The following is a 23,787-nucleotide window of genomic DNA, read 5'->3' as shown; positions in this document are numbered from 1 at the left end:
CGCAGCTCCTAGTCGCCGTCGGACGCCCGGGGATGGCGCAGCAGCCCGTCGACCGTGTCCAGCACCGCCCGCAGCCGTGCCGCGTGGTCCCGGTCGAGACGGCCGGGATGATCGGTGCCGATCGCGAGCGGCACCTGCGGCGGCAGCGTCGCGAGCAGACCGGGGGTGGGTGCGCCGTGCTCGAGTTCGTCGACGAGCAGCCGCACGTAGCCGAGCCGGTCGCCGAGCTCCACGACCGTCTGGTCGACGGCGTCCGCGGTCGGCCCGGCCTGTGACAGCACGTCGAGCACGACACCCCCGCCGCTGGTTCCGACGACGTCCAGCGCCTGGTGCAGGGTCGGCGCCCCGGTGCCGGGAACGGCGTGCAGCAGCGGCCGGAGGCCGTAGCGGTGCGCCAGCTCCGCGAGCGCGGCGAAGTGCTCGCGCTGGCCCGGGCCCGCGGTCGCCCGCGCGGTGACGAACTGCGCCCCGAGCCGGGCTCCCAGCTCGAGGGCTCGCAGGTAGGGATGGGCGTAGTCGACGCTGTGCAGCTCGGGGCCCAGCTCGACCCGGCCGACGTCGAGCACGGTGACCCGCGACCCGAGCAGCGCGTCGACCAGCGCGGGGAGCATCGGCGAGCCGATGCCCCGCTGCCACCACGGCTCCGCCTCGTCGGCCGAGGCGACGCGGACGCCGATCGAGTCGTAGCCGGCCTCGCGGGCGACGGCGACGAGCTCGAGTGGGGAGAGCGGCAGCACCGTCGAGTGGTGCAGGGCGATGCGGTTCAGGGTGACCTCTTCTCCTGGGCGAGCCGGTGCCTGCGGTGGGCGGCCATGCGCACGGGCGCGGACACCGCGCCGTAACCGCGATACCCGCCCACTCGCTGGACCACCTCGAAGAACACGCGGGACCCGACCAGCTCGGTGTAGACGTGGAAGAACTCGCCCCCGTCGTCCCGGTCGTAGAGGATGCCGTGCTCGCGCATGGTCGCGAGCAGCTCGGGCGGCGGTGCGAGGCGTGCGTCGAGGTCGTCGTAGTAGTTGTCCGGGATCGGCAGCAGTGGCGCGCCGCGGGCCCGCATCGCGCGGGCGGAGGCGACGATGTCGCCGGTCGCGAACGCGACGTGCTGCGGGTCGGGCACACCGGGCGCCCAGTCGCCGCGGCGAAGCAGGGTGCCGGTCAGCGTGATGCGGGTGTGCCCGTCCGGATCTCCGACCGAGCGGCTGCGCATCACGCCGTACGGGGCGACGTACTCGCTGTCGTCGCGCGGCTCGAGCCCGAGAACGGAGCGGTAGAACAGTGTGGCCTCGTCGAAGGCGTCGAAGGGCTGGGCGAGCGTCACGTGGTCGATGTGGGTGAGCCCGACGTCGGATCCCGCGTCCTCGCCGGTCGGCGCGAAGTCGGCGAGCCAGGTGTCGTCGCCACCGGTGCGGCAGAAGAACACCTGCGTCCCGTCCGGTGCGGCGACGGCCGCGAGGTCCGCTTCGGCCACGCCGCGGGCGCGCGGCAGGACCGGTGCGAGCAGGGCCTCCGCACGTGTCCGCGACCGGGCCGGGTCGGCGCTCTCCACCGCGATGGCCCCGATCTCCGCCACCCCCGCTGACGACGTTTCGTTCACCACCACGCGGGCCGTGCCCTGCTGCCACAGCTGCACCGGTTTGGAGCGGTGCCGGCCGGTCCGGGTGAACCCGAGCGCGGCCAGCGTGCGGGTGACCGGGTCGAGTGTGTCCGGTCCGGCGGAGAGCTCGGTGAACGCGTGGCCGGCCAGGTGGGGCGCGCGTGGCAGCAGGTCGACACCGCGGAAGCGCCGCCCGTGCCGCTCCCGCAGATCGAGCAGCGAGCGCATCGCGTCGACGGCCGTGCGGTGCGGGTTCGCCTGCCGGAAGACGTCGTTGAACACCTCGAGCGACAGCGGCCCCGCGTAGCCGGTGCGCAGCACCTGGTCGAGGAAGCCCGGCAGGTCGAAGGCCCCCTGACCGGGGAAGAGCCGGTGGTGGCGGCTCCACTGCAGGACGTCCATGTCCAGGCGTGGCGCGTCGGCCAGCTGCACGAAGAACAGGCGGTCGCCGGGTACGTCGGCGATGCCGGAGACGTCCTGGGTGCGGGACAGGATGTGGAAGCTGTCGAGGCAGAGACCGAGGGCCCGGTGATCGGCGGCCTGCACGATCCGCCACGAGTGCTGCCAGGTGTTCACGAACCGGCCCCATGCGAGGGCCTCGTACGCCACGCGGATCCCGTGGTCGGCGGCGCGCGCGGCGAGCGCGTGGAGCTGCTCGGCGGCCAGGTCGTCGTCGGCTCGGGCGTGCGGCGAGACCGACGAGCAGACGAGCACCGTGTCGGCGCCGAGCCGTCGCATGAGGTCGAACTTCCGCTCGGCCCGGCGCAGGTTCCGGGCGAGCTCGGCGGGCGGGACCGCCTCGAAGTCGCGGAACGGCTGGTAGAGGTCGATCGAGAGCCCGAGGTCCGCGCATCGCGCGGCGATCTCCTCCGGGGTCGACGCGGCCGCCACGAGGTCGTTCTCGAAGATCTCGACGCCGGAGAAGCCCGCCGCGGCGGCCGCGGCGAGCTTGTCCTCGAGCGTTCCCGAGAGGCAGACGGTGGCGATGCCGAGCGGGAGGGACATCAGACCGCCCTGGCCGCCGCGCGGAGCCGGGCGTAGTCGTCGGCCGGTACCGGGGCGGCGTCCTCGGTGCCCAGGTCGTCCAGCCGGATCCGGTACGTCTCGCGCGCGGACCACGCCGACGCGGCCGCGAGGACGGCGAACCCGAACGTGAAGGCGCCGACGATCAGCGGCACGTTCGAGCCCGCAGGCGCCACGATCGCGAAGATCGTCGGCATGAAGGCGGTGATCGCCGTCCCGATGTTCTGGGAGACGGCGAAGCCGGTCACGCGGGTCCGGGTGGGGAACAGTTCCTGGTAGAAGGCGGGGAAGACCGCGTTGTAGCCCTGGTACACCACGCCCCACATGAGGATGGCGAGGATGAACGCGAGTGGGACGTTCCCCTGGCCGACCGCCCACAGGTACGCGAAGGAGAGCGCGCCGGACCCCAGCGAGCCGACGATGATGCAGGGACGGCGGCCGATGCGGTCGCTGAGGTCGCCGACGAAGGGGATCAGCACGACCGCGACGACGTTGCCGACCACGGAGATCCAGAGATACGTCGTGGGGCTGAAGCCGAGGCCGTACGCCTTGCTGGTGGCGTAGCTGGCGCCGAACACGGTGGTGGTGGTCGGCACGATGTTCATCAGGGCCATGGCGATCACACGCAGCATGTCGGAGCCGTTCTCGCGGACGACCTGCACGATCGGTGCCTTCGGCACGGCGTTCTGCTCCTGTTCCTCGCGGAACGCGGGCGTCTCGTCGACCCGGCGGCGGATGATGTAGCCGGCGACCACGACCAGCGCGCTGAGCAGGAACGGGACCCGCCAGCCCCATGCCTGGAACGCCTCCTCGGGCAGGAGCACCGACATCGGCAGGAACACCGCAGCCGCCAGGATCTGCCCCGCCTGCACGCCCTGGAGCGTGAAGCTCGCGTAGAAGCCGCGGCGCCCGAACGGCGCGTGCTCGACGATCATGGCGCTGGCCCCGGAGATCTCGCCGCCGACGGCGAAGCCCTGGATGAGCCGCAGCACGACGAGCATCGCGGGAGCGAGCGCGCCGACCGACTCGTACGTGGGCAGGAGCGCCACGAGGAACGTCGAGACGCCCATCATCAGCATGCACAGCACGAGGACGTTCTTGCGGCCGTGCTTGTCGCCCCAGTGGCCCAGCGCGAACGCGCCGAGCGGGCGGGCCACGTACCCGACGCCGAACGTCGCGAGGGAGGCGACGACGCCGACGGCCGGATCGCCCTGCGGGAAGAAGATCGCCGGGAACACGAGCGCCGCGGCCTGGGCGTAGATGAAGAAGTCGTAGTACTCCAGCGCGCTGCCGACCCACCCGCTGGCGGCGGCCTTCCTCGGGGTGCGTTCCACGTCTTCTCCTTTGAAGCTGTGCACGATGCGCACAGCTGTGCGCATGTGGAATGGGGAGAGATTAGGAACAGGTGGGTGCGCCGTCAAGCGCGGGATTTCGGCCGGCCCGAAGGGCTCGAGCGGGAGGATGGAGCCGCGCCCGAGTGCCACGCGCGCACGCTGCGCATCGTGAAACGGGCCCGGCTTGATCATCGAACGCTCGCCTGCCCGAGCGAGCGGAGGGTGGTTAGCGGAGCGCGCTGCCCACGAGGTCGGCCTCGATCAGCCGCGCCGTGCGCAGGATCGCAGGCACGTGCTCGCGCTCCACGAGCTCCGGCGTCGTGCGCCCGGCGTGCACCGACACGTTGGCGGCCGCGATCGTGCGTCCCGCCCGGTCGCGCACCGGGGCGGCCGCGCCGCGCAGCCCCTCCTCCAGCTCGGAGTCGACCAGCGCCCAGCCCTGGGAGCGCACCTTGTCGATCTCGTGGCGGAGCTGCTCCACCGTGCGGACGGTCCGTTCGGTGCGAGTGGTGAGGTGCAGCCGGTCGAGGTAGCGATCGAGCTCCGCTGCCGGCAGGCCCGCGAGGAGCACCCGTCCCATGGAGGTGGCGTAGGCGTCGAACCGGGTCCCGATGTTGATCTTCACCGCGGCCAGCCGAGCGCTGGGGACGAGGGCCACGTAGACGATGTCGTCGCCGTCGAGCACGGCCAGCGCTGCCGTCTCGTTGAGCTCCGCGGCGAGCTTCTGCAGGTGTGGCTGGGCGATCTCGGGCAGCGACATCCCGGACAGGTACGCGTAGCCGAGCTCCAGGATGCGCGGGGTCAGCTCGAACATCCGTCCGTCGCCCGCCACGTACCCGAGGTCGGCCAGCGTCAGCAGCAGCCTGCGTGCGGTCGCGCGGTCGAGTCCGGTCTCCCGTGCCACGTCGGAGAGCGACTGCCTCGGCCGCTCGCCGGAGAACGATCGGAGCACCGCCAGTGCGCGGGCGACCGACTGCACGAAATGCGGCCCGTGGTCGTTCCGGCTGTGAGACGGTGGATCTTCCGTGCGCATCGCGCACATCTTAGTCAGACGAGCGCCCGGACCGGGGTTGCGGCGGGCTGCGCGGCCGGTCGGCCCGGCCACCAGCTGCGCTCGCCGAGCAGCGTCATCACCGACGGCAGGATGAGGATCCGCAGCACGACGGCGTCGAACAGCACCGCGACCGACAGGCCGACGGCCACCTGCTTCATCTCGATCCGCTCGATGAACAGGAAGCTCGCGAACACCGACAGCATGATCACCGCGCCGCTCGTGACGACCGCGGCCGAGCCGGCGATCCCGTCGAGCACGGCCTGCCGAGTGGGCACGCCGCGGTCCACCGCCTCGCGGATCCGGCTGACCACGAAGATCTGGTAGTCGGTGGAGAGGCCGACGAGGATCGCCAGGACCATCAGCGGCATCCGGGAGCCGACGAACCCGGTGGAGGTGAACCCGAGCAGGTCCTGCGCCCACGTGCCCTGGAACACGAGCGTGAGCACACCCCACGCCACGGCGACCGCGGCGAGGTTGATGGCCACGCCGATCGCGGCGAGCGGCACCGAACCGAACGCGAGCAGCATCACCACCAGCGTCGCGACGGAGACGAACGCGATCACCCAGGGGATCCGCGCGTCCTGGTGCGCGGCGTAGTCCACCCCGCGCGCCACCTCCCCACTCACCGCGTACTCCACACCGGACGTCCCGAGACCGGCGGGCAGCAGATCCCGGCGCAGCCGCTCGAGCGAGCCGACGGCCTCGGTGGAGTTCTCCGGGTGCGGCATCGGCACGCTGAACACGCTGGTGGTGCCGTCCGCGCTGGTGCGGACCCCGCCGCCCGCCGTGCCTGCGGCGAGCCGGGCGAGGGCGGCGGCCACCTCGGCGGCCCGGGCCGGCTCGGCGCGCACCGCCACGAGGTGCGCCGCGCCCGCCTCCGGGAACGCCGTGGTCAGCTGCGAGTAGGCGGCGACCGCGGGCACGCTCACGGGGAACGTCTCCTTGCCCTCGGTGCCCAGCCGCATCGCGAGGGCCGGGGCCGCGACCGCGGCCGTGATCGCCACGCCGGCCATCAGCGTGACGCCCGGACGCCGCAGCGCGGGCTGCAGCACCGCGGCCCATCGGCCGACCGAACCGTCCCGCGCGTGCCGGCGCCGGCCGCCCGTCCAGGGGGCCAGCACGACGAGCAGCGCCGGCAGCACCGTGAGCGAGCCGGCCAGCGCGACCGCGACGACGAGGATCGCGCCGGTCGCCACCGAGGAGAAGATCACGTCGCCGACGAGGTACAGGCCGGCCAGCGACACGACGACGGCGATCCCGGACGTCACGACGGCCCGCCCGGAGGTGGCGGCCGCAGCCTCCACGGCGGCGACCCGGTCCAGCCCGCGGGCGCGCTCCTCGCGCACCCGCTTGACGCAGAACAGGGCGTAGTCGACGCCCACGGCCATCCCGAGCAGGAACACGACGCTGACGGCCGCCCCGCCCGCGTCCGGGAACGCCCAGGACGCCACCGCGTACAGGCCGACCGAGCCGGCGAACGCCGAGATCGCGAGCAGCACCGGCAGCCCGGCGGCCAGTGCGGACCCGAACGCCAGGAACAGGATCGCGAACGTGACCGGCAGGCTGATCAGCTCGACGCGGGCGAGGTCGGCACCCTGCTTGTCGTTCACCCCCACCGAGATCGAGGCGTTCCCGGTCTGGACGACGACGAGGTCCGGGTGGACGGCCTGCACGGCCGTGGTCTCGGGGAGCAGGGTGCGCACCGTCCTGCGCGCCGTGTCCGGGTCGCCTGCCAGCGTGACGGGCACCCGCACCGCGGCGCCGTCCACCGACCGCACGGGCTCGCCGACCGCCGCGACCACCGGCAGTGCCCGCATCCGGGCCGTCACGTCGCGGGCGGCGGCGCCCGCGGCGGCCGGATCGAGCCTCCCGGACGGCGCGGTGATCAACACCTGCTCGACGAGCGGTGGGGTGAGCCCGGCGTCCTCGGCGATGGTCTCGGCACGGCCCGCCTCGCCGATCCGGAAGTCGGCGAGCGTGCCACGGTTCGTGCCGGTGGCCGCGCCGGCGCCCACGCAGAGCAGGACGAAGCCGATCCACCCCGCGATCGCCCACCACGGGTGCCGCGCGCTCCACACCGCTACCCGCACCGTCGCCGGCCGCCGCCGCTCGTTCCCGATCACGGGAGGAGCTTCCCGTCGCGGAGGCCATGGGGGCATTGCAGTGCGCCGGTCACGCCGGGGTCGGGGAAACCCCACCTCCATCGGCGGTGCCCACCGCCCGGCCCGTCCCACGCGGCCGCGGGAATCAGCCGGCCGACGGCGTCGTCATCCTCACGCCACGTTGACCGGCGTGCCCGCGGTGTGTTCCAGTTCTGGAGCGACGGCAGTGCAGGAAGCCGGTGTGAGTCCGGCGCGGTCCCGCCACTGTCACCGGGGGTGCCCCCGGGAGCCAGACACTCGCTGCCGTCACGACTCCGCCGAGCAGAGGGCGCGGACCCTCGGGAGGAACGCCGATGACGCAGCCCGTGCTGCTGCTGTCCACCGCCGACACGGAGCTCTTGGCCGCCCGCAGCTCCGGGGCGCTCTACCGCACCGCCAACCCGGCCCGCGTCGATCCCGACGGGCTGCCACCGCTGCTCGACGGCGTCGCCGTCGTCGTGCTGCGGCTGCTGGGCGGGCGCCGGGCCTGGCCGGAGGGGGTCGACGCGCTGGTCGCGTCCGGGCTGCCCGTCGTGCTGCTGGGTGGTGAGGCGGCGCCCGACGCCGAGCTGATGGCCGCCTCGACGGTGCCGGCGGGCGTCGCGTCGGAGGCGCTCGCCTACCTCGCGGCGGGCGGCACCGCGAACCTGCGCGAGCTGCACCGCTTCCTGTCCGACACGGTGCTGCTCACCGGCGAGGGCTTCGACCCGCCGGAGGCCATGCCCGAGTTCGGCGTGCACGGCGCCCGGACGCAGGATCCGGCGAAGCCCACCGTCGGGGTGGTCTTCTACCGGGCCCACGAGACGAGCGGCAACACCGCGTTCGTCGACGTGCTGTGCGACGCGATCGAGGCCCGCGGCGCCAACGCGCTGCCCGTGTTCTGCGGCTCGCTGCGCGGTGCACAGCCGGAGTTGATGGAGCTGCTCGGCAGGGCGGACGCGTTGGTCGCCACCGTGCTCGCCGCGGGCGGCACGGTCGCGGCGGACGCGAGCGCGGGCGGCGAGGAGGACTCGTGGGACGCCGGCGCGCTGGCGACCCTCGACGTCCCGGTGCTCCAGGGGCTGTGCCTGACGACATCACGGGCGACGTGGGCGGCATCCGACGCCGCGCTCTCGCCGATGGACGCGGCGATGCAGGTCGCGATCCCGGAGTTCGACGGCCGGCTGATCACGGTGCCGTTCTCGTTCAAGGAGACCGAACCCGGCGACGACATCCCGGTCTACCGCGCCGACCCCGAGCGCGCCGCCCGACTGGCCGGCCTCGCGGTGCGGCACGCGCGGCTGCACGCCACCCCGGTCGCCGGCCGGAAGCTGGCCGTCGTGCTGTCGAGCTACCCGACAAAGCACTCGCGGGTGGGCAACGCGGTGGGGCTGGACACACCCGCGTCCGCCGTCGTGCTGCTGCGCGCGCTGCGGGAGGCCGGGTACGCGATCGGGGACTTCCCCGAGGACTCCGACACGCTCATCCACTCGCTCATCGCGGCGGGCGGCCACGACGTCGAGTGGCTCACCGAGGAACAGCTGGCGGCCGCGCCGGCCCGCGTCCGGCTCGCCGACCACCGGCGCTGGTTCGACGCGCTGCCCTCCGCGCTCACCGACGGGATGCGGGAGCACTGGGGGGAGCCGCCGGGCTCCCTGTACGTCGACGGTGACGAGATCGTGCTGGCGTCGCTGCAGTTCGGCAACGTGGTGCTGATGATCCAGCCGCCGCGCGGGTTCGGGGAGAACCCGGTGGCGATCTACCACGACCCGGACCTGCCGCCGTCGCACCACTACCTGGCCGCCTACCGCTTCATCGACGAGGAGTTCGGCGCGGACGCAGTGATCCACCTCGGCAAGCACGGCACCCTCGAATGGCTGCCCGGCAAGGGCCTCGGCCTCGCCGCCGAGGACGCCCCGGACGCCGTGCTCGGCGAGCTGCCGCTCGTCTACCCGTTCATCGTCAACGACCCGGGGGAGGGCACGCAGGCCAAGCGCCGCGGCCACGCCGTGGTGGTGGACCACCTCGTGCCGCCGATGGCCCGCGCCGACACCTACGGCGAGATGGCCAAGCTGGAGCAGCTGCTCGACGAGTACGCCACGGTGCAGGCGATGGACCCGGCCAAGCTGCCCGCGCTGCGCACGCAGATCTGGGAGGTCGTCACGGCCGCGCAGCTGCACCACGACCTGCACGTCGACGCCGCCCCCGGCGAACACGACTTCGACGACTTCGTCCTCCACATCGACGGCTACCTGTGCGAGGTCAAGGACGTCCAGATCCGCGACGGCCTGCACATCCTCGGCGGCCCCCCGGAGGGCGAGGCCCAGGTGAACCTGGTGCTGTCGATCCTGCGGGCGAGCCAGGTCTGGGGCGGCAAGCAGGCCCTCCCGGGCCTCCGGGCGGCCCTCGCGTCCTGGGCGGGGCTGGACGAGCAAGCCCTTCTCGCGGCCCCCGGCGAGCGCCCCGACGCACTCGACGACTCCGACGAACGGCGCGTTCGTCGGATAGGTTCCGACGAACGCGCCGCTCGTCGGATGGGGCAGCTGCTCGCCGTTGCGCCCGGGCCCGCCGTCACCGGGGCCGATCTCGTCGATGTGCTCGAGGGCGTCGCCCGGGCGCTCGTCACCCGCCTCCAGGAGCGCGGGTGGCGCGAGCCCGCCGCCGTCTGCGCCGACCTGCTGGGGGAGGAGATCCCCTCCGTCGTGGCCGTGCTCGAGTTCGGCTGCGCGGAGGTCGTCCCGCGGCTGGAGCGCACCACCGACGAGGTCACCGCGGTGCTGCACGCCCTCGACGGCGGGTACGTGCCGGCCGGCCCGTCCGGCTCGCCGACCCGCGGACTGGTCAACGTCCTCCCGACCGGCCGGAACTTCTACTCGGTCGACCCCAAGGCGATCCCGTCCCGCTCCGCATGGGAGATCGGTTCGGCGCTGGCCGACTCCCTGGTCGCGCGCCACCTCGCCGACACCGGCACCTACCCGCGGTCGGTCGGTCTCACGGTCTGGGGCACGAGCGCCATGCGCACCCAGGGTGACGACCTCGCCGAGATCCTCGCGCTCATCGGCTGCCGCCCGGTCTGGGACGACGCGTCGCGCCGCGTCACCGGGTTCGAGGTCGTGCCGCTCGAGGAGCTGGGCCGTCCGCGCATCGACGTCACCGTCCGCATCTCGGGGTTCTTCCGCGACGCGTTCCCGCACGTCATCACGCTCTTGGACGACGCGATCCGCGCCGTCGCCGAGCTGGACGAGCCGGCGGAGCAGAACTACTTGCGCGCGCACGTCGACGAGGACACCGCGCAGCACGGCGACCGCCGCCGCGCCACGTCGCGGATCTTCGGCTCCAAGCCCGGCGCGTACGGGGCGGGCCTGCTGCCGCTGATCGACGCCCGCAACTGGCGCAGCGACGCCGACCTCGCCGAGGTCTACGCGGTGTGGGGCGGCTACGCCTACGGCCGCGACCTGGACGGGCGCGAGGCGCGAGCCGACATGGAGCAGTCGTTCCGGCGGATCGCGGTCGCGGCGAAGAACCAGGACACCCGCGAGCACGACATCGTCGACTCCGACGACTACTTCCAGTACCACGGCGGCATGGTCGCGATGGTGCGCGCGCTCACCGGGCGCTCGCCCGCCGCGTACGTCGGCGACTCCGCGGTGCCGCAGGCGGTGAAGACCCGCACGCTCGCCGAGGAGACCAAGCGGGTGTTCCGCGCCCGCGTGGTGAACCCGAAGTGGATCGCCGCGATGCAGCGCCACGGCTACAAGGGCGCGTTCGAGCTGGCCGCCACCGTCGACTACCTGTTCGGCTACGACGCCACCGCAGGCGTCGTCGACGACTGGATGTACGGGCAGCTCGCCGAGAGCTACGTGTTCGACGAGACCAACCGCGCGTTCATGGAGCAGAGCAACCCATGGGCGCTGCGCGGGATCACCGAGCGGCTCCTCGAAGCGGCCGACCGCGGCATGTGGGCCAAGCCCGACGACGCGGTGCTCGACCGGCTCCGCCAGACCTACCTCGACCTCGAGGGCGACCTGGAGGGGCAGCAATGAACACGCTGGTCGGGGTGGGGGTCGGCCCGGGCGACCCCGAGCTCGTCACCGTCAAGGCGGCGAACCTGCTGGCCAAGGCCGATGTCGTGTTCGTGCCCGTCGCCGACTCCGGCGAGACCGGCCGCGCCGAACAGACCGTCCTGTTCTACGCGGAGGCGTGGCGGGTGGAGCGCGTGGTCTTCGCGCTGCACGACCGCGAGCACACCCAAGCCCGTGAGCGCGCATGGGACGCGGCCGCGGCGCAGGTCGCGGCCTGGTTCGCCGCGCACCCCGACGGCACCGCCGTCTTCGCGACGATCGGCGACCCGTGCATCTACTCGACGTTCAGCTACCTCGCCGCGTCCGTGCGGGGGGTGCTGGGCGAGCTGGACGTGCAGCTCGTCCCCGGGATCAGCGCCATGCAGGACCTCGCGGCACGCTCCGGCACGCCGCTCGTCGAGGGCCGCGAGCCCCTCGCCCTGTTCCCGATGACGGCAGGCCCCGAACGGTTCCGCGAGGCACTGGAGCGCGGCGACGCCGTGGCCGCCTACAAGTTCGGCCGGATGTTGCCCGAGACCCTCGCCGTGCTCCGCGAGACCGGCCGCCTCGAGGAGGCCGTGTACGGCGCCGGCCTCGGCCTGCCGGAGGAGGACATCCGCCCCGCGGCCGAACTGGACCCCGACGAACAGGGCCCCTACCTGTCCACGCTGATCGTGCCCCCGAAACGCCGCGGCCGAGGCGGGGCCCTGTGACCGATTCCGACGAACGGCGCTGTGGTTCCACTGAGGACATGCGTTGGCGTCGGAAGGGGTTCTACGACACCGTGCACTCCCGCAGGGACGTGCGGGCCGGGTTCCGGGACGATCCCGTCGACGACGCCGTGCTCGTCCGCGTGCTGGAGGCCGCGCACGCAGCGCCCTCGGTCGGGTTCTCCCAGCCGTGGGACTTCCTCGTGCTGCGCGACCGCGCGGTGCGCGAGCGGGTGCACGCGCACGTCGCGGCGGCCCGGGCGGCCTATGCCGCGTCGCTGCCGGCGGCGCGCGCGGCAGCGTTCCGGGACGTGAAGGTCGAGGCGATCCTCGACACACCGCTCAACATCGCCGTGACCTGCGACCCGACCCGCGGCGGCAGGCACGTCCTCGGCAGGCACACCCAGCCGCGGACCGCGCCGTACTCGGTGGTCGGTGCGGTGCAGAACCTCTGGCTCGCCGCGCGGGCGGAGGGCCTCGGCGTCGGCTGGGTGAGCTTCGCGGACGAGCGGGCGCTCGCCGCACTGCTGGGCCTCCCGCAGCACCTGGAAGTGGTCGCCTACCTCTGCGTCGGGCACGTCGACGCCTTCCCGGACGAGCCGGAGCTCGCCGCCGCGGGCTGGGCTCGCCGCCGTCCGTTGCGCTGGGCCGTGCACCACGACACCTACGGACGCCGAGGGCTGCCCGGGGAGGAACCGATGGACCTGCTGGCCGAGACGGTCGCCGCGATCACGCCCCCGGACGCCGACGCGCAGGCCGCAGCAGCCGAGCGCCTCGATCGGATGACGAAGCCGCGCGGTGCGCTCGGCCGGGTGGAGGACCTGGCCGTCACACTCGCCGGGATCGCCGGGGCGTGCCCGCCGCCGGTGCCCGAGCCCGCGGCGGTGGCGGTCTTCGCCGGTGACCACGGCGTGCACGCGCAGGGCGTGACGCCATGGCCGCAGGAGGTCACCGCGCAGATGGTGGTGAACTTCCTCGGCGGGGGAGCGGTGGTGAACGCCTTCGCCCGGCGGCTCGGGGTCGAGGTGTGCGTGGTGGACGTCGGCGTGGCCGCTCCGCTCGATCCGGCGCCCGGCCTCCTCGCGCGGCGCGTCGCCGACGGAACGGCCGACCTCGCCACCGGTCCCGCGCTCACCCGCGAGCAGGCCCGCGCGGCCGTCGAGGTGGGGATCGAGACGGCGCGTGACCTCGTCGCGGCCGGCAACCGCTGCCTCGTCACCGGCGACATGGGCATCGCCAACACCACTGCGGCAGCCGCCCTGATCAGCGCCTTCACCGGTGCCGACCCGGGGGAGGTCACGGGCCGCGGCACCGGCATCGACGACGCCACCTTCTCCCGCAAGACGTCCGTGGTGGCCGCCGCGCTGGCCCGGCACCGGCCCGACCCGGCCGACCCGCTCGGCGTGCTGGCCGCCGTCGGCGGGCTGGAGCACGCCGCGCTGGCCGGATTCGTGCTCGCCGGCGCCGCGCTGCGCGTCCCGGTGCTGCTCGACGGGGTGAACGCCGGCGCCGCCGCTCTCGCCGCGGCCGCGTTCGCCCCGGACGCGCGGGCGTACTGGGTGGCCGGGCACCGCTCGGCCGAGCCCGGTCACACCCGAGCCCTCGCCCACCTGCGGCTCGACCCGCTGCTCGACCTCGGTATGCGTCTCGGCGAGGGCACCGGCGCGCTCCTCGCCCTCCCGCTGCTGCAGAGCGCGGCCCAGGCCATGCAGGACGTCGCCACCTTCGACGCCGCGGGCGTCACCGACAAGACCACCTGACGGGCCACACCCCACCGGTCACCCCGAGCTGCATCGCGGTCCGGCCGGAGGAACCGCTGTCCGCTGCGACGTCATGTCCGCACCTACCCCCTGACAGGGTGAACCGCGGTACAACTTCCCGCGCGGTCTCCCCGATACGCGGCGCACCCTGGGCGGGCTCGCGGTCGACGACGCAGGTCACACCGGCGTCCCGGAAAGTTCTTCGGAGAAGTCCGGGAGGCGGTGTCGGATCGGGGCGGTGGTGTTCGTAGCAGGGGTGAGGCCGCCCGCAGGGGGCGGCACCACGGTGAAGGAACCGCGATCATGAAGCTGACGACCATGACCCAGGTCACCATCGATGGAGTGATGCAGGGAAACGGCGCCGCGTCGGATGACCGCAGGAACGGATTCGAGCGCGGCGGATGGGCCCGGGGGAAGGGTGACGACGAGACCAGGACGTTCATCACGCAGACCTGCCAGCGCGCAGAGGCGTTCCTGTTCGGCCGGCGCACCTACGAGTTGTTCGCCGGCTCCTGGGGATCGATCGACCAGATGCGCGCACATCCCATCGGCGTGGCCTTGAACGAGGCCCCCAAGTACGTGGCCTCGACCACGCTCACCGCGCCGCGTTGGGAGGACACGACCGTTCTCCGCGGTGACCTCGCGGCGGCCGTCAGTGAGCTGAAGGCGAAGCCCGGGGGCGAGCTGCAGGTGCACGGCAGTGGCGCCCTGACCCGGTGGCTGCTGGAGAACGACCTGGTCGACGAGATGACTCTGATCGTGATCCCGGTGATCCTCGGCCAGGGCGCGAGGCTGTTCCCGGAGACCGGTCCGGATCTTGCGCTCGACCTGGTCGAGTCGCGGGTCGACTCGAAGGGCGTGTCGATCCAGGTCTACCGGCCGGCCGGGCGCCCGCGGTATGTCCCTGACCACCGAACCACGCTGTCCTGACATTCAGAGGAGATGATCTTCAGATGCGGTACCTGGTTTCCGTGATCGATGACACGAGCAATCCCGGCAGCACGGACAGGCAGCCTGCGATCAGCGCGTTCAACGAACGACTGATCGCCGAGGGCTACTGGGTTTTCGCGGGTGGACTCGCGGACACCGACGCGGCCACGGTCATCGACAACCGGGGCGAGCAGGCGGTGTTCAGCGACGGGCCTTTCGTGGAGTCGAAGGAGTACCTCGCCGGCGTCTGGGTGTGGGAGGCCCCCGATCTGGATGTGGCGCTCGAGCTCGCCGCCGAGGCGTCGAAGGTCTGCGATCGGAAGATCGAGGTGCGGCCGTTCCGGTGAGCGACGTCGAGGAGGCGGTCACCCGGGCCCACCACGACGAGTGGGCCCGGGTGGTCGCCGCCCTGACCAGGCGCTTCGGTGACCTCGACATCGCCGAGGAGGCAGCGGCCGAGGCGTTCACGACCGCCGTCGAGCGGTGGCCGGCCGACGGCGTGCCGCCCAAGCCCGGCGCCTGGCTGACCACCACCGCCACCCGCAGGGCCATCGACCGGATCCGGCGCGAGAACAAGCGCGACGACAAGCACAAGGAGGCTCGGATGGTGTACGACAACACCCCACCCGAGCCTCTCGGCGCCATCGACGACGACCGGCTGCGGCTGATCTTCACCTGCTGTCACCCGGCGCTCGCGATGGAAGCCCGCCTGGCGCTGACGCTGCGCATGGTCGGCGGTCTGACCGTGCCCGAGATCGCCCGCGCCTTCCTGGTGGCCGAGAGTGCCATGGGGCAGCGGATCACCCGCGCGAAGGCCAAGATCAAGTCGGCGCGCATCCCGTATCGGGTGCCGGCCGAGGAGGATCTCGCGGCACGCGTATCCGGCGTGCTCGCCGTCCTCTTCCTGGTGTTCAACGAGGGCTACCTGGCGACCGGCCCCGACACCGATCCCGTACGGCACGACCTGACCGCCGAGGCGATCCGGCTCACCCGCCTGATCCGTGCCCTCCTGCCGGAGGACGGTGAGGTGGCCGGGCTGCTGGCGCTGATGCTCCTCACCGAGGCCCGCCGCACCGCCCGGGTGTCGGCCAGCGGCGAACTGGTCCCCCTCGGCGAGCAGGACCGTGGGGCGTGGGACGCGGCGCTGGTCGCGGAGGGGCACCGGCTGGTGCGCGAGCGCCTGGCCGCTGCCGCCGCCGGGATGGCTCCGGGTCGCTACCAGATCCTCGCGGCGATCAACGCGGTGCACACTTCCGCCCGCGACGTGCGCGACACCGACTGGTCACAGGTCGTCGCCCTCTACGACCAGCTCGTCCGCCTCGACCGCTCGCCGATCATCGCCCTCAACCGGGCCATCGCGGTCGCCGAGCTCGACGGCCCGGAGGTGGCACTGGCGGCCGTCGACCGTCTCGAGGACGAGCTGGCCGGATATCACGCCTACCAAGCGACCCGTGCCGACCTGCTGCGCCGGCTGGGCCGCAGTGGGGAGGCGCGCGCGGCTTACGACAGAGCCATCGAGCTGGCGGGCAACACCGCCGAGACCGCCTACCTGACACGCCGCCGCGAGCAACTGCGGTAGCGCCACGGACCCCGATCGAACCCCCGCACGCAGCGGCGGCCGACCCCGGGGCGCCCTGCCGGTGCATTCCGCAACCTGTCGCGCCAGCGACGGGCCTGCCCGCTGCGTCAGCGTCGGAGTTCAGTCATCTAATCGCTGCATCGCCCTCCGCTGCCCGGACGCGGTGGCTCCGCAGTCTCGGGCGCGCCGCGTGCACTCGTGGGTCTCCGTCACGGGTGCCGACCCCGTGCGGAGATCAAGGGCGGGGTCGCGATGTCGAGCTGTCCGGCGGCGACCGCGCGGAGGTGGGCGTCGACCTCCTCGGCGCTCGCGCGGGCCTGGCTGATCAGCGCTGGCGCGACCTGGCGGACGTTGGCGATCTCGAGAGCTGCGGCGGCGGGCAACGCCACCGGTTCGAACGCGTCGGCGGCGACGTCGGTGAGGCCCGCGTCCCGCAGTCGCCGCGGCAGGGTTCGTCCGTAGGCGAGATCGACGCCCCGTTGGGCCAGCAGCTCGCGGAACCCGGCGCGCACCCGGTTGGCTCGTTGCTCGGCCTCCTGCCGGGCCTCGAGGCAGGCGAGCGGCTGGAGGTTGACGTCGAAGTCCTCGATCAGGAGCCAGCCCCCGGGCCGCAGCGCGGCCACCATGCGCCGCAGCGCCTCGTCCCGCTGCGGGACATGGACCAGCACCAGGCGGGCGTGCACGAGGTCGAACCCGGGCTCGGGCGGCGCGTCGGTGGCCACGTCGTGCCGGCGCACTTCCACGTTCCCCGGCAGGTCGGTGCCCATCCAGCTGACGTCGAGGTCGGTGGCCAGGACGTAGCCGGTCGGGCCGATCCGCTCGGCCAGCAGCCTCGGGACGCCGGGGCCACCGGCCCCGACCTCCCAGCACCGCCAGCCGGCCCTCGCCCCGATTCCGTCGACATGCCGCATGGTCACCCCGTCGAACAGCGCGGACAGCGCCACGAAGCGCGTCCCGGCGTCGGGTGCCCGGTTTTCCAGGAGGTAGGAGTCGGTGCTCATCGCGCCCCCTTCGTCCGCCGGCTAGCGTGCCGGTCACGCCGCCGGCGCGACATGGGTAACCGCTACCGATATTTGTGCCGCCCTGGTCGACGCGGATGGCGAGCGCCTCGTCCCGACACATGTGGCCCTGCATCCGGAGTGCGACCCCGCCCGCGGAAGCCGATGCGTGAACGCCCGCCCGCGGTAGCTGGAGACTGGGTTTCCGTTCGACGCCGGGTGCCCGCCGGGCCTAGAGGCTGCGCGGCTCTCCGCCGCGTTGCAGACGTGGGCGCCGGTGGGCGGACGGCGACGAGCATCGCGAGCAGGGGCTCGGTCAGGGGCGCGGAGCGATGGTGGGCGCGCCGGGCGGCGGTGTGGCCGCTGCGCGGCGCCACACCGCGGGCCACGACACGCGCACGAGCTGCACGGCCAGCGCGGCCACCACGGCGACGTGGAACGCGAGCACCATCCGCTGCAGGATGCCGCCGACGTCGACGGGGCCGAAGATGCCGGGCACGACGTCGTCCAGCCGGCTGGCCAGGTACGCCCCGGCGAGCACGGCTGCGGCGATCGAGAGCGTGCGGACGGTGGAGACGACGGGCGCCCACTCCGGCTTCTCGGCGAGCCGGACCGCGGCCGCGATGCCGGCGAACGACAGCAGCGCGAGGATGCCGGCACCCGCGAACTGGTGCACCCAGCCACCGAAGGTCATGATCCGCGGCGAGTCGTCGGCGGGGAAGACCGCGGCGAGCACGAGGCAGAGCGCCCACACCGCGAGCAGCACGGTGGGCCGGCCGGCCATCCGCACCCCGGAGCGCGCCATCCCGGCCAGCACGGCGAGCGTCCCGACGGCGAGGGCGACCGCGGCCGAGAAGAACAGCTGCTCACCGCCCTCGACGAAGGCGTAGTAGCTGAGCGGCACCGAGACCGGGTTGACCTCGCGGAAGTAGGTCACGCCCAGGTAGACCATGATCACGGTCGAGCGGGCGAGCGCGAGCAGTGCGAGCGTCGCGAGCAGCAGCGGCGCGACGCCCAACCGGCCCGATCGCTTCACGCTCCCCATGGTGCCCCCCGTCGCCGCGCCCGCGATCATGCGAACGCGGCGCGCCCGGTGGTCTGTTCCCGGAGGTCAGAGCGCGATGCCCGCCGAGGCCGGTGCGGTGGTCTCCAGGGCTTCCACGAGGTGCTCGACCGTGACCGACCCCCGGTAGATCTCGCCGTTGACGAACAGGGTGGGCGTGCCGCGCACGCCGCTGCGGACCCCGGAGTTGAAGTCGGCCTCGACCCGATCCTCGACGAACCGGGTGGCCGGCCACAGCACCTTCTCCGGCGGGATGCCGATCTCCTCCGCGTAGCGGCGCAGGTCCTCCTGCCGCAGCCGCGGCTCGTCGCCGGAGTAGAGCTTGGCGTGCATGGGCCAGAACTGGCCCTTCAGCGCAGCGCCCTCCGCGGCGACGGCCGCCGACAGCGCGAACGGGTGCAGCTCGGCGAGGGGGAAGTGCCGGAACACGAAGACGAGGCGGTCGCCGAGCCGCTGGCGGACCTCCTCGATGATCGGGTACGCGCGGCGGCAGTAGGGGCACTCGAAGTCGCCGTACTCGACGAGCGTGAGCTCCGACCCGAGGACGCCCTGGAGGTGGTCGTAGCTGCCGACCCGGGGTTCGAGCGGCATCGTGGCCTCCCTGACGTGCTGGTAGAGGTGGCTGTGGCCGATGGCAGGATCACGCCGTGACGGTGACAACCTTAGCCGAGCGCGGCGACCTGAGCCGGGCCGCGCGCGACTTCATGCGCACCGAGTCCGGGTCGGCCGTGCTGCTCCTCACCGCAGCGGTGCTGGCGCTGGCCTGGGCGAACCTCGGCTCCGGGTACGAGGACTTCTGGCACACCCAGGTCGCGTTGACCTTCGGGGACACGCAGCTCGCGCTCGACCTGCGGCACTGGGTCAACGACGGGCTCATGGTGCTGTTCTTCTTCAGCGTCGGGCTGGAGATCTCCCGGGAGATGGTGCTCGGTGAGCTGCGCGGGATCCGGGCGCTCGCTGCCCCGACGATCGCCGCGGTCGGCGGGCTCACGGTGCCCGCGATCCTGTTCCTGCTGTTCAACGGGGGCGGCCCGGCGGCAGGGGCGTGGGGTATCGCGATCTCCACCGACACCGCCGTGGTGATCGGCGTGCTCGCGCTCGTCGGTCCGCGGTGTCCCGACCAGCTGCGCGTGTTCCTGCTCGCGCTGGCGATCGTCGACGACATCGGGGCCGTCGCGGCGATCGCGATCTTCTACACCGACGACGTGCAGGTCACCTCGCTCGTGCTGTCGGTCGTGCTCTTCGCGGCCCTGCTCGGGCTGCGGTTCGCACCGTTCTGGCGCACCCCGATCTACGTGTTCATCGGCGTGGTCATGTGGCTCGCGGTGCTGGACTCCGGGGTGCACCCGAGCGTCGTCGGGGTCGTCATGGGCCTGCTCGTCAACGCCTACGCGCCGCGGATGCGCGACGTGATGCGGGCGCAGGTGCTGGGCAGCAGCTTCCTGCTCGACCCCAGCCCCGAGCGGGCGATGGCCGCACAGGCGGCGGTCACCGAGGCGGTGTCGCCGAACGAGCGGCTGCAGCTGCGCATCCAGCCGTGGAGCAGCTACGTGATCGTGCCGCTCTTCGTGCTGGCGAACGCCGGGGTCGTGCTCACGGGCGAGACCCTCGCCGCGGCGTTCACCTCGCCGCTGACGTGGGGCATCATCGTCGGGCTCACCGTGGGGAAGCTGGTCGGCGTTACGGCGGGCACCTGGGTGGCGCTGCGCACCGGCCTCGGCCGCGTGCCCGACACGCTGCGCTGGGGCCAGCTGATCGGCGGCGCAGGCCTCGCCGGCATCGGGTTCACCGTGGCGCTGTTCGTCACGGAGCTTGCGCTGGACGACGAGGAGCTCGTGACCGACGCGAAGATCGGCATCCTGACCGGATCGCTGCTGGCGGCGGGGATCGGCTGGTTGATCTTCCGGCTCGCGGGCGAGCGGGGTGGCCAGTGCGCGCCGAGCGGCCTCCCGGTGCTCCCGCCCCGTCCCTGGCGGCCGCCGGCCTGAGTCAGGCCCGCGCCCGCCGTCGGAGGGCGCGGGTGGTGCCGGAGCTGAGCGGCTGACCTCGGGCACATCGTGCGCCGAACTCGTATAGTATGATTCTCGTATCATATGAAGACGAGTTCGAGTGTCCGATGAGACGCTCGCCGGAGGAGGGCCCGACATGATCTTCGTCAACGACGGGGGCATCAGCCGCTCGCACGCCGTCGAGGGCTGACGCGATGGTCCTCGCGCTCCTCCTCGCGGCCGCATCCGCCCTGTTCGGCAGGCGCATGGCCGCGCGGAAACCCGTCATCGCGGTGCCCCGGGCCGGGCGGGTGGCCCGCCGTGCGGGCCTGATCCTGTCGGGCGTCCTCGTCCCGGGCGTGCTCGTCGCGATCCTCACCCAACGACACCCGGAGGTCATCGTGCTCGACATCGCACTGTGGGCAGCCCAGGGGCTCCTCGCGCTGTTCTTCCTCGCCGCCGGACTGCCCAAGGTGGCCGGGCGCGGCATCGACCGCTGGGTCGGCTTCGAGGACTTCTCCCGTGGCCTCACGATCCTCATCGGCGTGTCGGAGGTGGTGGGCGCCGTCGCGCTGGTGCTCCCGTCGCTCCTTGGCGCCTTCGAGTGGACGATCCCGCTCGCCGCGATCGGGATCGCCGTCATCTCCCTCATGGCCAGCGGCTTCCACGTTCGCGCCGCCGAGCGGATCTCCACGGTCGAGACCGCGCTCCTGGCCGCACTCGCCGGCTCGATCGCGATCGGCCGGTGGGGGGAGACCGCGTCTGCACCGGCCGTCCCCTCCGGTGCCCTCGTGATCGTGATCGCGCTCCTCGTCCCGTCGATCATCGCCGTGCTCGTCGTGCTCGTGATGCGCCCCGTCGGGCCGGGGGACGGGGCCGGATCGCGGCGCGTGGCGGGCGCGGGCTGACCGCCCGCGGAGCCTGCTCCGCGGGGTGGTGAGGTCCCGGCCGTCCCGGGCGCCGACTACCCTGCGGTGCAGGTCCCGCAGACGGTGAGAGTCGAACTGTATGAAGACAGGATCTTCCGAGGTGGATGGCGTCCCGCTGCGGCGCGGGCCGCTGCAGGCATCGGTGCGCCAGTCGCTCAACGAGACGGCGCTGCAGCTGGCGTTGCTCAACCGCAGGGTGGGCGGGCGTCTGGAGCTGAAGGACACCGACCTGGAATGTCTCAACCTCGTCCACAACGAGGGACCGTTGACCCCGAGTGTCCTGGCGCGCCGCGCCGCGCTCCACCCCGCCACCGTCACCGGTGTGCTCGACCGCCTCGAACGCGGGGGGTGGGTGGCCCGGGAGCGGGATCCCGCCAACCGTCGCGCCGTGCTCGTCCGGGCGCTGCGCGAGCGCAACGGCGAGCTGTTCGGGCTCCTGTCCGGGATGACGACGGCGATGGGCGAGATCCTCGAGCAGTACAGCACCGACGAGCTGAGGATCATCGCCGACTTCCTGGAACGCACCGCCGCCGCGGGCCGGCGCGCCACCGACGAGCTGGCGACGGAGGGCTGAGGCCGCGCGGCTGAGGCTGTCCGGCTGAGGCTGTCCGGCCGAGGCTGTCCGGCTGCTGCTGGGCCCACCCTGCGCCGCCGCGTTGCGCTTCGGACGCGGCGACGCGGGCTCGGGTCCGTCAGGCCGGTTCGACGCGGAACACCGCGATGCGGTCCGCGGCCGCGACCACCGCGTCTGCGGTGGGCGCGGCAGCCAGTCCGTTGGTCACGTAGCGCTCGGCCACGTGGTCCGGCTGGGTCTCCACGACCTCGCGGAGCAGTGGGCGACGCGCCTCCACCGGCACCTCCACCAGCCGGACCACCGAGCTCCGGCGGCCACGGGTCAGCGTGACCGTGTCCACGGCCCGCACGTTGGCCACCCATGCGGCGTTCGGGAACGCCTGGACGATGTAGCGGCCGCCCGCCAGCGGGAGCACCGCGATCGGGAAGGTGCGGGGGCGCCCGCTGCGGCGCCCGGTGACGGTGAGCAGCTCCATCGGTCCGAACACGACACCGATGCGCTGGAGGCCGGTGATGACCTTGTTGATCCGGTTGACCGTCCTGCGGTAGCTCTGCGCCTTCGGCGCGTCATGAGGCATGTCTGCAGCTTACCCAAATCGTATGAGTCTCGTATTTGATGGATCTCAAACAATATGCGCCCGGGTCCGACGGCATGCGGGCGAGCCGCATCAGCGCCGTTCGGCGCTATCCGCGCGGCGCCCCGCTGCGCCCGGTCAGGCCATGCTGGCCAGCGGGTCGGCCCGGGTGAGATCCGGGTCGTCCGCCTTCAGCGTGCGTGCCCTGCCGGGGCCCGTGGTGCGCGTCTCGAACCTGACCGTGACGCGGCCGTGGCCCGCGCCCTGCACCCATCCGTGGCCGTACTCGGGGTGTGCGACGTCGTCGCCCGGGCGCCACGGGCGCTCGACGGCCGGCTCCTCCTCCGGCTCCGCGGGCTCGGCCGCCTCGACGGGCACCGGCGCGGGCCCAGCGGATACCGGGGCGAGCGGCTCGAACAGGGCGGGCGGCGGGTCGTCGGTGAGCCCGGCGAGGGACACCCCGATCAATCGCACCCCGCCCTCGGGTACGGCGGTGCGTGCGAGTCGCTGCGCGACGGCGGTGAGGGCACCCAGGTCGGTGCTCGCGATGCCGGCGGTCTCCGAGCGGCTGGAGGTGGTGAAGTCGGCGCTGCGCACCTTCACCGTGACGGTGCGCGCCGCGCGCCCGGACGCGACGAGCCTGCGGTGCGCGGCCTCGGTCATCCGCGCCACCGCGTCGTGGACGGCGGCCATCGCGGTGAGGTCGGTGTCGAAGGTGGTCTCGGCGCTGACCTGCTTGGCCGCGCCCCGCGGCGCCACCGGCCGCTCGTCGATGCCGCGGGCGAGCCGGTGCAGCTCGGTGCCGATCGCGGTGCCGAGCAGCCCGTGGACCTCGCGCAGGTCCATGGCCGCGAGCTCGCCGATCGTGCGCACGCCGAGCTTGTTCAGCCCGGCCTCGGCGACCGGCCCGACACCCCACAGCGAGCGCACCGGCAGCGGCCCCAGCACCTCCCGCTCATCCTCGGGCGCGACGACGCGCAGCCCGTCGGGCTTCGCCAGCTCGGAGGCGATCTTCGCCAGCTGCTTGCCCGACCCGGCCCCGACCGACGCAGGCAGCCCGGTGGCCGCGCGCACGCCGGCCCGCAACCGGGCCCCGAACCGCTCCACCTCGGCCGCGGGCGCCCCGGCCAGCGCGGGCGGTTCGAGGAACGCCTCGTCGATCGAGACCGGCTCCAGCACGGGGGAGGCGTCGGCCAGGACGGCCATCACCCGTGAGCTCAGCTCCTTGTAGAGCGTGAACCGCGCCGGCAGCACGACGGCGTGCGGGCAGAGCCGCCGCGCCTGGCCCATCGGCATGGCCGACCGGGCCCCGAACACCCGCGCCTGGTAGCTGGCGCCCGCCACCACGGCTCGCGGGCCGAGGCCACCCACCAGCACCGGCCGATCGCGGAGCGTGGGACGGGTGAGCTGCTCGGCGGCGGCGAAGAACGCGTCCATGTCCAGGTGCAGGACCCAACGCGCGGCCACCCCGTCATTGTCGCTGGACGTACCGA

19 protein-coding genes and 1 riboswitch are annotated in these 23,787 nt (G+C 73.2%); of the genes, 9 read left to right on the top strand and 10 right to left on the bottom strand.

Annotation, left to right across the window (positions count from 1 at the left end; all coding sequences use genetic code 11):
- Window positions 1-8 precede the first annotated feature (8 nt).
- From FHX44_RS00590 to FHX44_RS00570, 5 genes are all read right to left on the bottom strand, one after another.
- Entirely contained in the window at window positions 9-737 is a 729-nt protein-coding gene (locus FHX44_RS00590) for an apurinic/apyrimidinic endonuclease family protein (RefSeq protein ID WP_147253643.1), read from the bottom strand.
- Window positions 738-763: 26 nt separating this feature from the next.
- Window positions 764-2,602 carry a bifunctional sugar phosphate isomerase/epimerase/4-hydroxyphenylpyruvate dioxygenase family protein gene (locus FHX44_RS00585; protein WP_147253642.1) on the bottom strand — a complete coding sequence of 613 codons (1,839 nt, stop codon included), beginning with the start codon at window positions 2,600-2,602 and terminating at the stop codon, window positions 764-766.
- Window positions 2,602-3,954 carry an MFS transporter gene (locus tag FHX44_RS00580; RefSeq protein WP_246170135.1) on the bottom strand — a complete coding sequence of 451 codons (1,353 nt, stop codon included), beginning with the start codon at window positions 3,952-3,954 and terminating at the stop codon, window positions 2,602-2,604. Before FHX44_RS00580 ends, FHX44_RS00585 begins: the two co-directional genes overlap by 1 nt.
- A gap of 226 nt (window positions 3,955-4,180) precedes the next feature.
- Window positions 4,181-4,987, bottom strand: coding sequence for an IclR family transcriptional regulator domain-containing protein (locus FHX44_RS00575; RefSeq protein WP_147253640.1), 807 nt, complete (start codon window positions 4,985-4,987; stop codon window positions 4,181-4,183).
- Between the two features lie 14 nt (window positions 4,988-5,001).
- The gene (locus FHX44_RS00570; protein WP_212612277.1) at window positions 5,002-7,131 is read right to left on the bottom strand and encodes an MMPL family transporter; all 2,130 of its coding nucleotides are present in this window, start codon (window positions 7,129-7,131) and stop codon (window positions 5,002-5,004) included.
- Window positions 7,132-7,290: 159 nt separating this feature from the next.
- Window positions 7,291-7,429, top strand: a riboswitch (cobalamin riboswitch).
- A gap of 34 nt (window positions 7,430-7,463) precedes the next feature.
- On the opposite strand from FHX44_RS00570, the gene cobN reads away from it, so the two are divergent.
- The 6 genes from cobN (at window position 7,464) to FHX44_RS00540 (ending at window position 16,168) form a co-directional block, all read left to right on the top strand.
- Complete coding sequence (gene cobN, locus FHX44_RS00565) at window positions 7,464-11,171, top strand: cobaltochelatase subunit CobN (protein WP_212612276.1); 3,708 nt, start codon at window positions 7,464-7,466, stop codon at window positions 11,169-11,171.
- Window positions 11,168-11,902, top strand: coding sequence for a precorrin-2 C(20)-methyltransferase (cobI, locus tag FHX44_RS42610; RefSeq protein WP_147253638.1), 735 nt, complete (start codon window positions 11,168-11,170; stop codon window positions 11,900-11,902). Before cobN ends, cobI begins: the two co-directional genes overlap by 4 nt.
- A 38-nt stretch (window positions 11,903-11,940) precedes the next feature.
- Entirely contained in the window at window positions 11,941-13,659 is a 1,719-nt protein-coding gene (gene cobT, locus FHX44_RS00555) for a nicotinate-nucleotide--dimethylbenzimidazole phosphoribosyltransferase (protein WP_147253637.1), read from the top strand.
- Window positions 13,660-13,962: 303 nt separating this feature from the next.
- A complete protein-coding gene (locus tag FHX44_RS00550; RefSeq protein WP_147253636.1) occupies window positions 13,963-14,589 on the top strand; it encodes a dihydrofolate reductase family protein in 627 nt (208 codons plus the stop codon).
- A 23-nt stretch (window positions 14,590-14,612) separates the two neighbouring features.
- The gene (locus tag FHX44_RS00545; RefSeq protein ID WP_147253635.1) at window positions 14,613-14,936 is read left to right on the top strand and encodes a YciI family protein; all 324 of its coding nucleotides are present in this window, start codon (window positions 14,613-14,615) and stop codon (window positions 14,934-14,936) included.
- Window positions 14,933-16,168 (top strand): RNA polymerase sigma factor, encoded by a 1,236-nt coding sequence (locus tag FHX44_RS00540; protein WP_147253634.1) that lies wholly within the window; start codon window positions 14,933-14,935, stop codon window positions 16,166-16,168. The genes FHX44_RS00545 and FHX44_RS00540 overlap by 4 nt, the downstream gene beginning before the upstream one ends.
- Before the next feature lie 209 nt (window positions 16,169-16,377).
- Here FHX44_RS00540 and FHX44_RS00535 read toward each other — a convergent pair whose 3' ends face one another.
- From FHX44_RS00535 to FHX44_RS00525, 3 genes are all read right to left on the bottom strand, one after another.
- Window positions 16,378-17,169 carry a class I SAM-dependent methyltransferase gene (locus FHX44_RS00535; protein ID WP_147253633.1) on the bottom strand — a complete coding sequence of 264 codons (792 nt, stop codon included), beginning with the start codon at window positions 17,167-17,169 and terminating at the stop codon, window positions 16,378-16,380.
- A 313-nt stretch (window positions 17,170-17,482) separates the two neighbouring features.
- Complete coding sequence (locus FHX44_RS00530) at window positions 17,483-18,202, bottom strand: DUF998 domain-containing protein (protein ID WP_170308710.1); 720 nt, start codon at window positions 18,200-18,202, stop codon at window positions 17,483-17,485.
- Window positions 18,203-18,277: 75 nt separating this feature from the next.
- Window positions 18,278-18,820, bottom strand: coding sequence for a DsbA family protein (locus tag FHX44_RS00525; RefSeq protein ID WP_147253631.1), 543 nt, complete (start codon window positions 18,818-18,820; stop codon window positions 18,278-18,280).
- 56 nt (window positions 18,821-18,876) lie between these two features.
- Here FHX44_RS00525 and nhaA point away from each other — a divergent pair, with 56 nt between their 5' ends.
- The 3 genes from nhaA to FHX44_RS00510 all read left to right on the top strand — a co-directional run bounded on the left by nhaA (window position 18,877) and on the right by FHX44_RS00510 (window position 21,720).
- Window positions 18,877-20,217: a Na+/H+ antiporter NhaA gene (gene nhaA, locus FHX44_RS00520; RefSeq protein ID WP_212612275.1), complete on the top strand. Its 1,341-nt coding sequence runs from the start codon at window positions 18,877-18,879 to the stop codon at window positions 20,215-20,217.
- Between the two features lie 215 nt (window positions 20,218-20,432).
- Window positions 20,433-21,125 carry a DoxX family protein gene (locus FHX44_RS00515; RefSeq protein ID WP_147253630.1) on the top strand — a complete coding sequence of 231 codons (693 nt, stop codon included), beginning with the start codon at window positions 20,433-20,435 and terminating at the stop codon, window positions 21,123-21,125.
- Window positions 21,126-21,225: 100 nt separating this feature from the next.
- Window positions 21,226-21,720 carry a MarR family transcriptional regulator gene (locus FHX44_RS00510; protein ID WP_147253629.1) on the top strand — a complete coding sequence of 165 codons (495 nt, stop codon included), beginning with the start codon at window positions 21,226-21,228 and terminating at the stop codon, window positions 21,718-21,720.
- A 118-nt stretch (window positions 21,721-21,838) separates the two neighbouring features.
- Here FHX44_RS00510 and FHX44_RS00505 read toward each other — a convergent pair whose 3' ends face one another.
- Complete coding sequence (locus FHX44_RS00505) at window positions 21,839-22,297, bottom strand: nitroreductase family deazaflavin-dependent oxidoreductase (protein WP_147253628.1); 459 nt, start codon at window positions 22,295-22,297, stop codon at window positions 21,839-21,841.
- Window positions 22,298-22,432: 135 nt separating this feature from the next.
- A complete protein-coding gene (locus FHX44_RS00500) occupies window positions 22,433-23,761 on the bottom strand; it encodes a DNA polymerase IV (protein WP_281287863.1) in 1,329 nt (442 codons plus the stop codon).
- Window positions 23,762-23,787: the final 26 nt, after the last annotated feature.

The organism is Pseudonocardia hierapolitana (genome assembly GCF_007994075.1).
GTDB lineage: Bacteria > Actinomycetota > Actinomycetes > Mycobacteriales > Pseudonocardiaceae > Pseudonocardia > Pseudonocardia hierapolitana.
Note: the sequence above shows the minus strand (reverse complement) of the source record. Positions and strands in the feature narration are given on the sequence as shown.

Coding starts and splice junctions, on each gene's coding strand:
- FHX44_RS00585 (WP_147253642.1), bottom strand. CDS start 2,602: ATGTCCCTCCCGCTCGGCATCGCCACCGTCTGCCTCTCGGGAACGCTC.
- FHX44_RS00575 (WP_147253640.1), bottom strand. CDS start 4,987: ATGCGCACGGAAGATCCACCGTCTCACAGCCGGAACGACCACGGGCCG.
- cobN (WP_212612276.1), top strand. CDS start 7,464: ATGACGCAGCCCGTGCTGCTGCTGTCCACCGCCGACACGGAGCTCTTG.
- cobI (WP_147253638.1), top strand. CDS start 11,168: ATGAACACGCTGGTCGGGGTGGGGGTCGGCCCGGGCGACCCCGAGCTC.
- cobT (WP_147253637.1), top strand. CDS start 11,941: ATGCGTTGGCGTCGGAAGGGGTTCTACGACACCGTGCACTCCCGCAGG.
- FHX44_RS00550 (WP_147253636.1), top strand. CDS start 13,963: ATGAAGCTGACGACCATGACCCAGGTCACCATCGATGGAGTGATGCAG.
- FHX44_RS00545 (WP_147253635.1), top strand. CDS start 14,613: ATGCGGTACCTGGTTTCCGTGATCGATGACACGAGCAATCCCGGCAGC.
- FHX44_RS00535 (WP_147253633.1), bottom strand. CDS start 17,169: ATGAGCACCGACTCCTACCTCCTGGAAAACCGGGCACCCGACGCCGGG.
- FHX44_RS00525 (WP_147253631.1), bottom strand. CDS start 18,820: ATGCCGCTCGAACCCCGGGTCGGCAGCTACGACCACCTCCAGGGCGTC.
- FHX44_RS00515 (WP_147253630.1), top strand. CDS start 20,433: ATGGTCCTCGCGCTCCTCCTCGCGGCCGCATCCGCCCTGTTCGGCAGG.
- FHX44_RS00510 (WP_147253629.1), top strand. CDS start 21,226: ATGAAGACAGGATCTTCCGAGGTGGATGGCGTCCCGCTGCGGCGCGGG.
- FHX44_RS00505 (WP_147253628.1), bottom strand. CDS start 22,297: ATGCCTCATGACGCGCCGAAGGCGCAGAGCTACCGCAGGACGGTCAAC.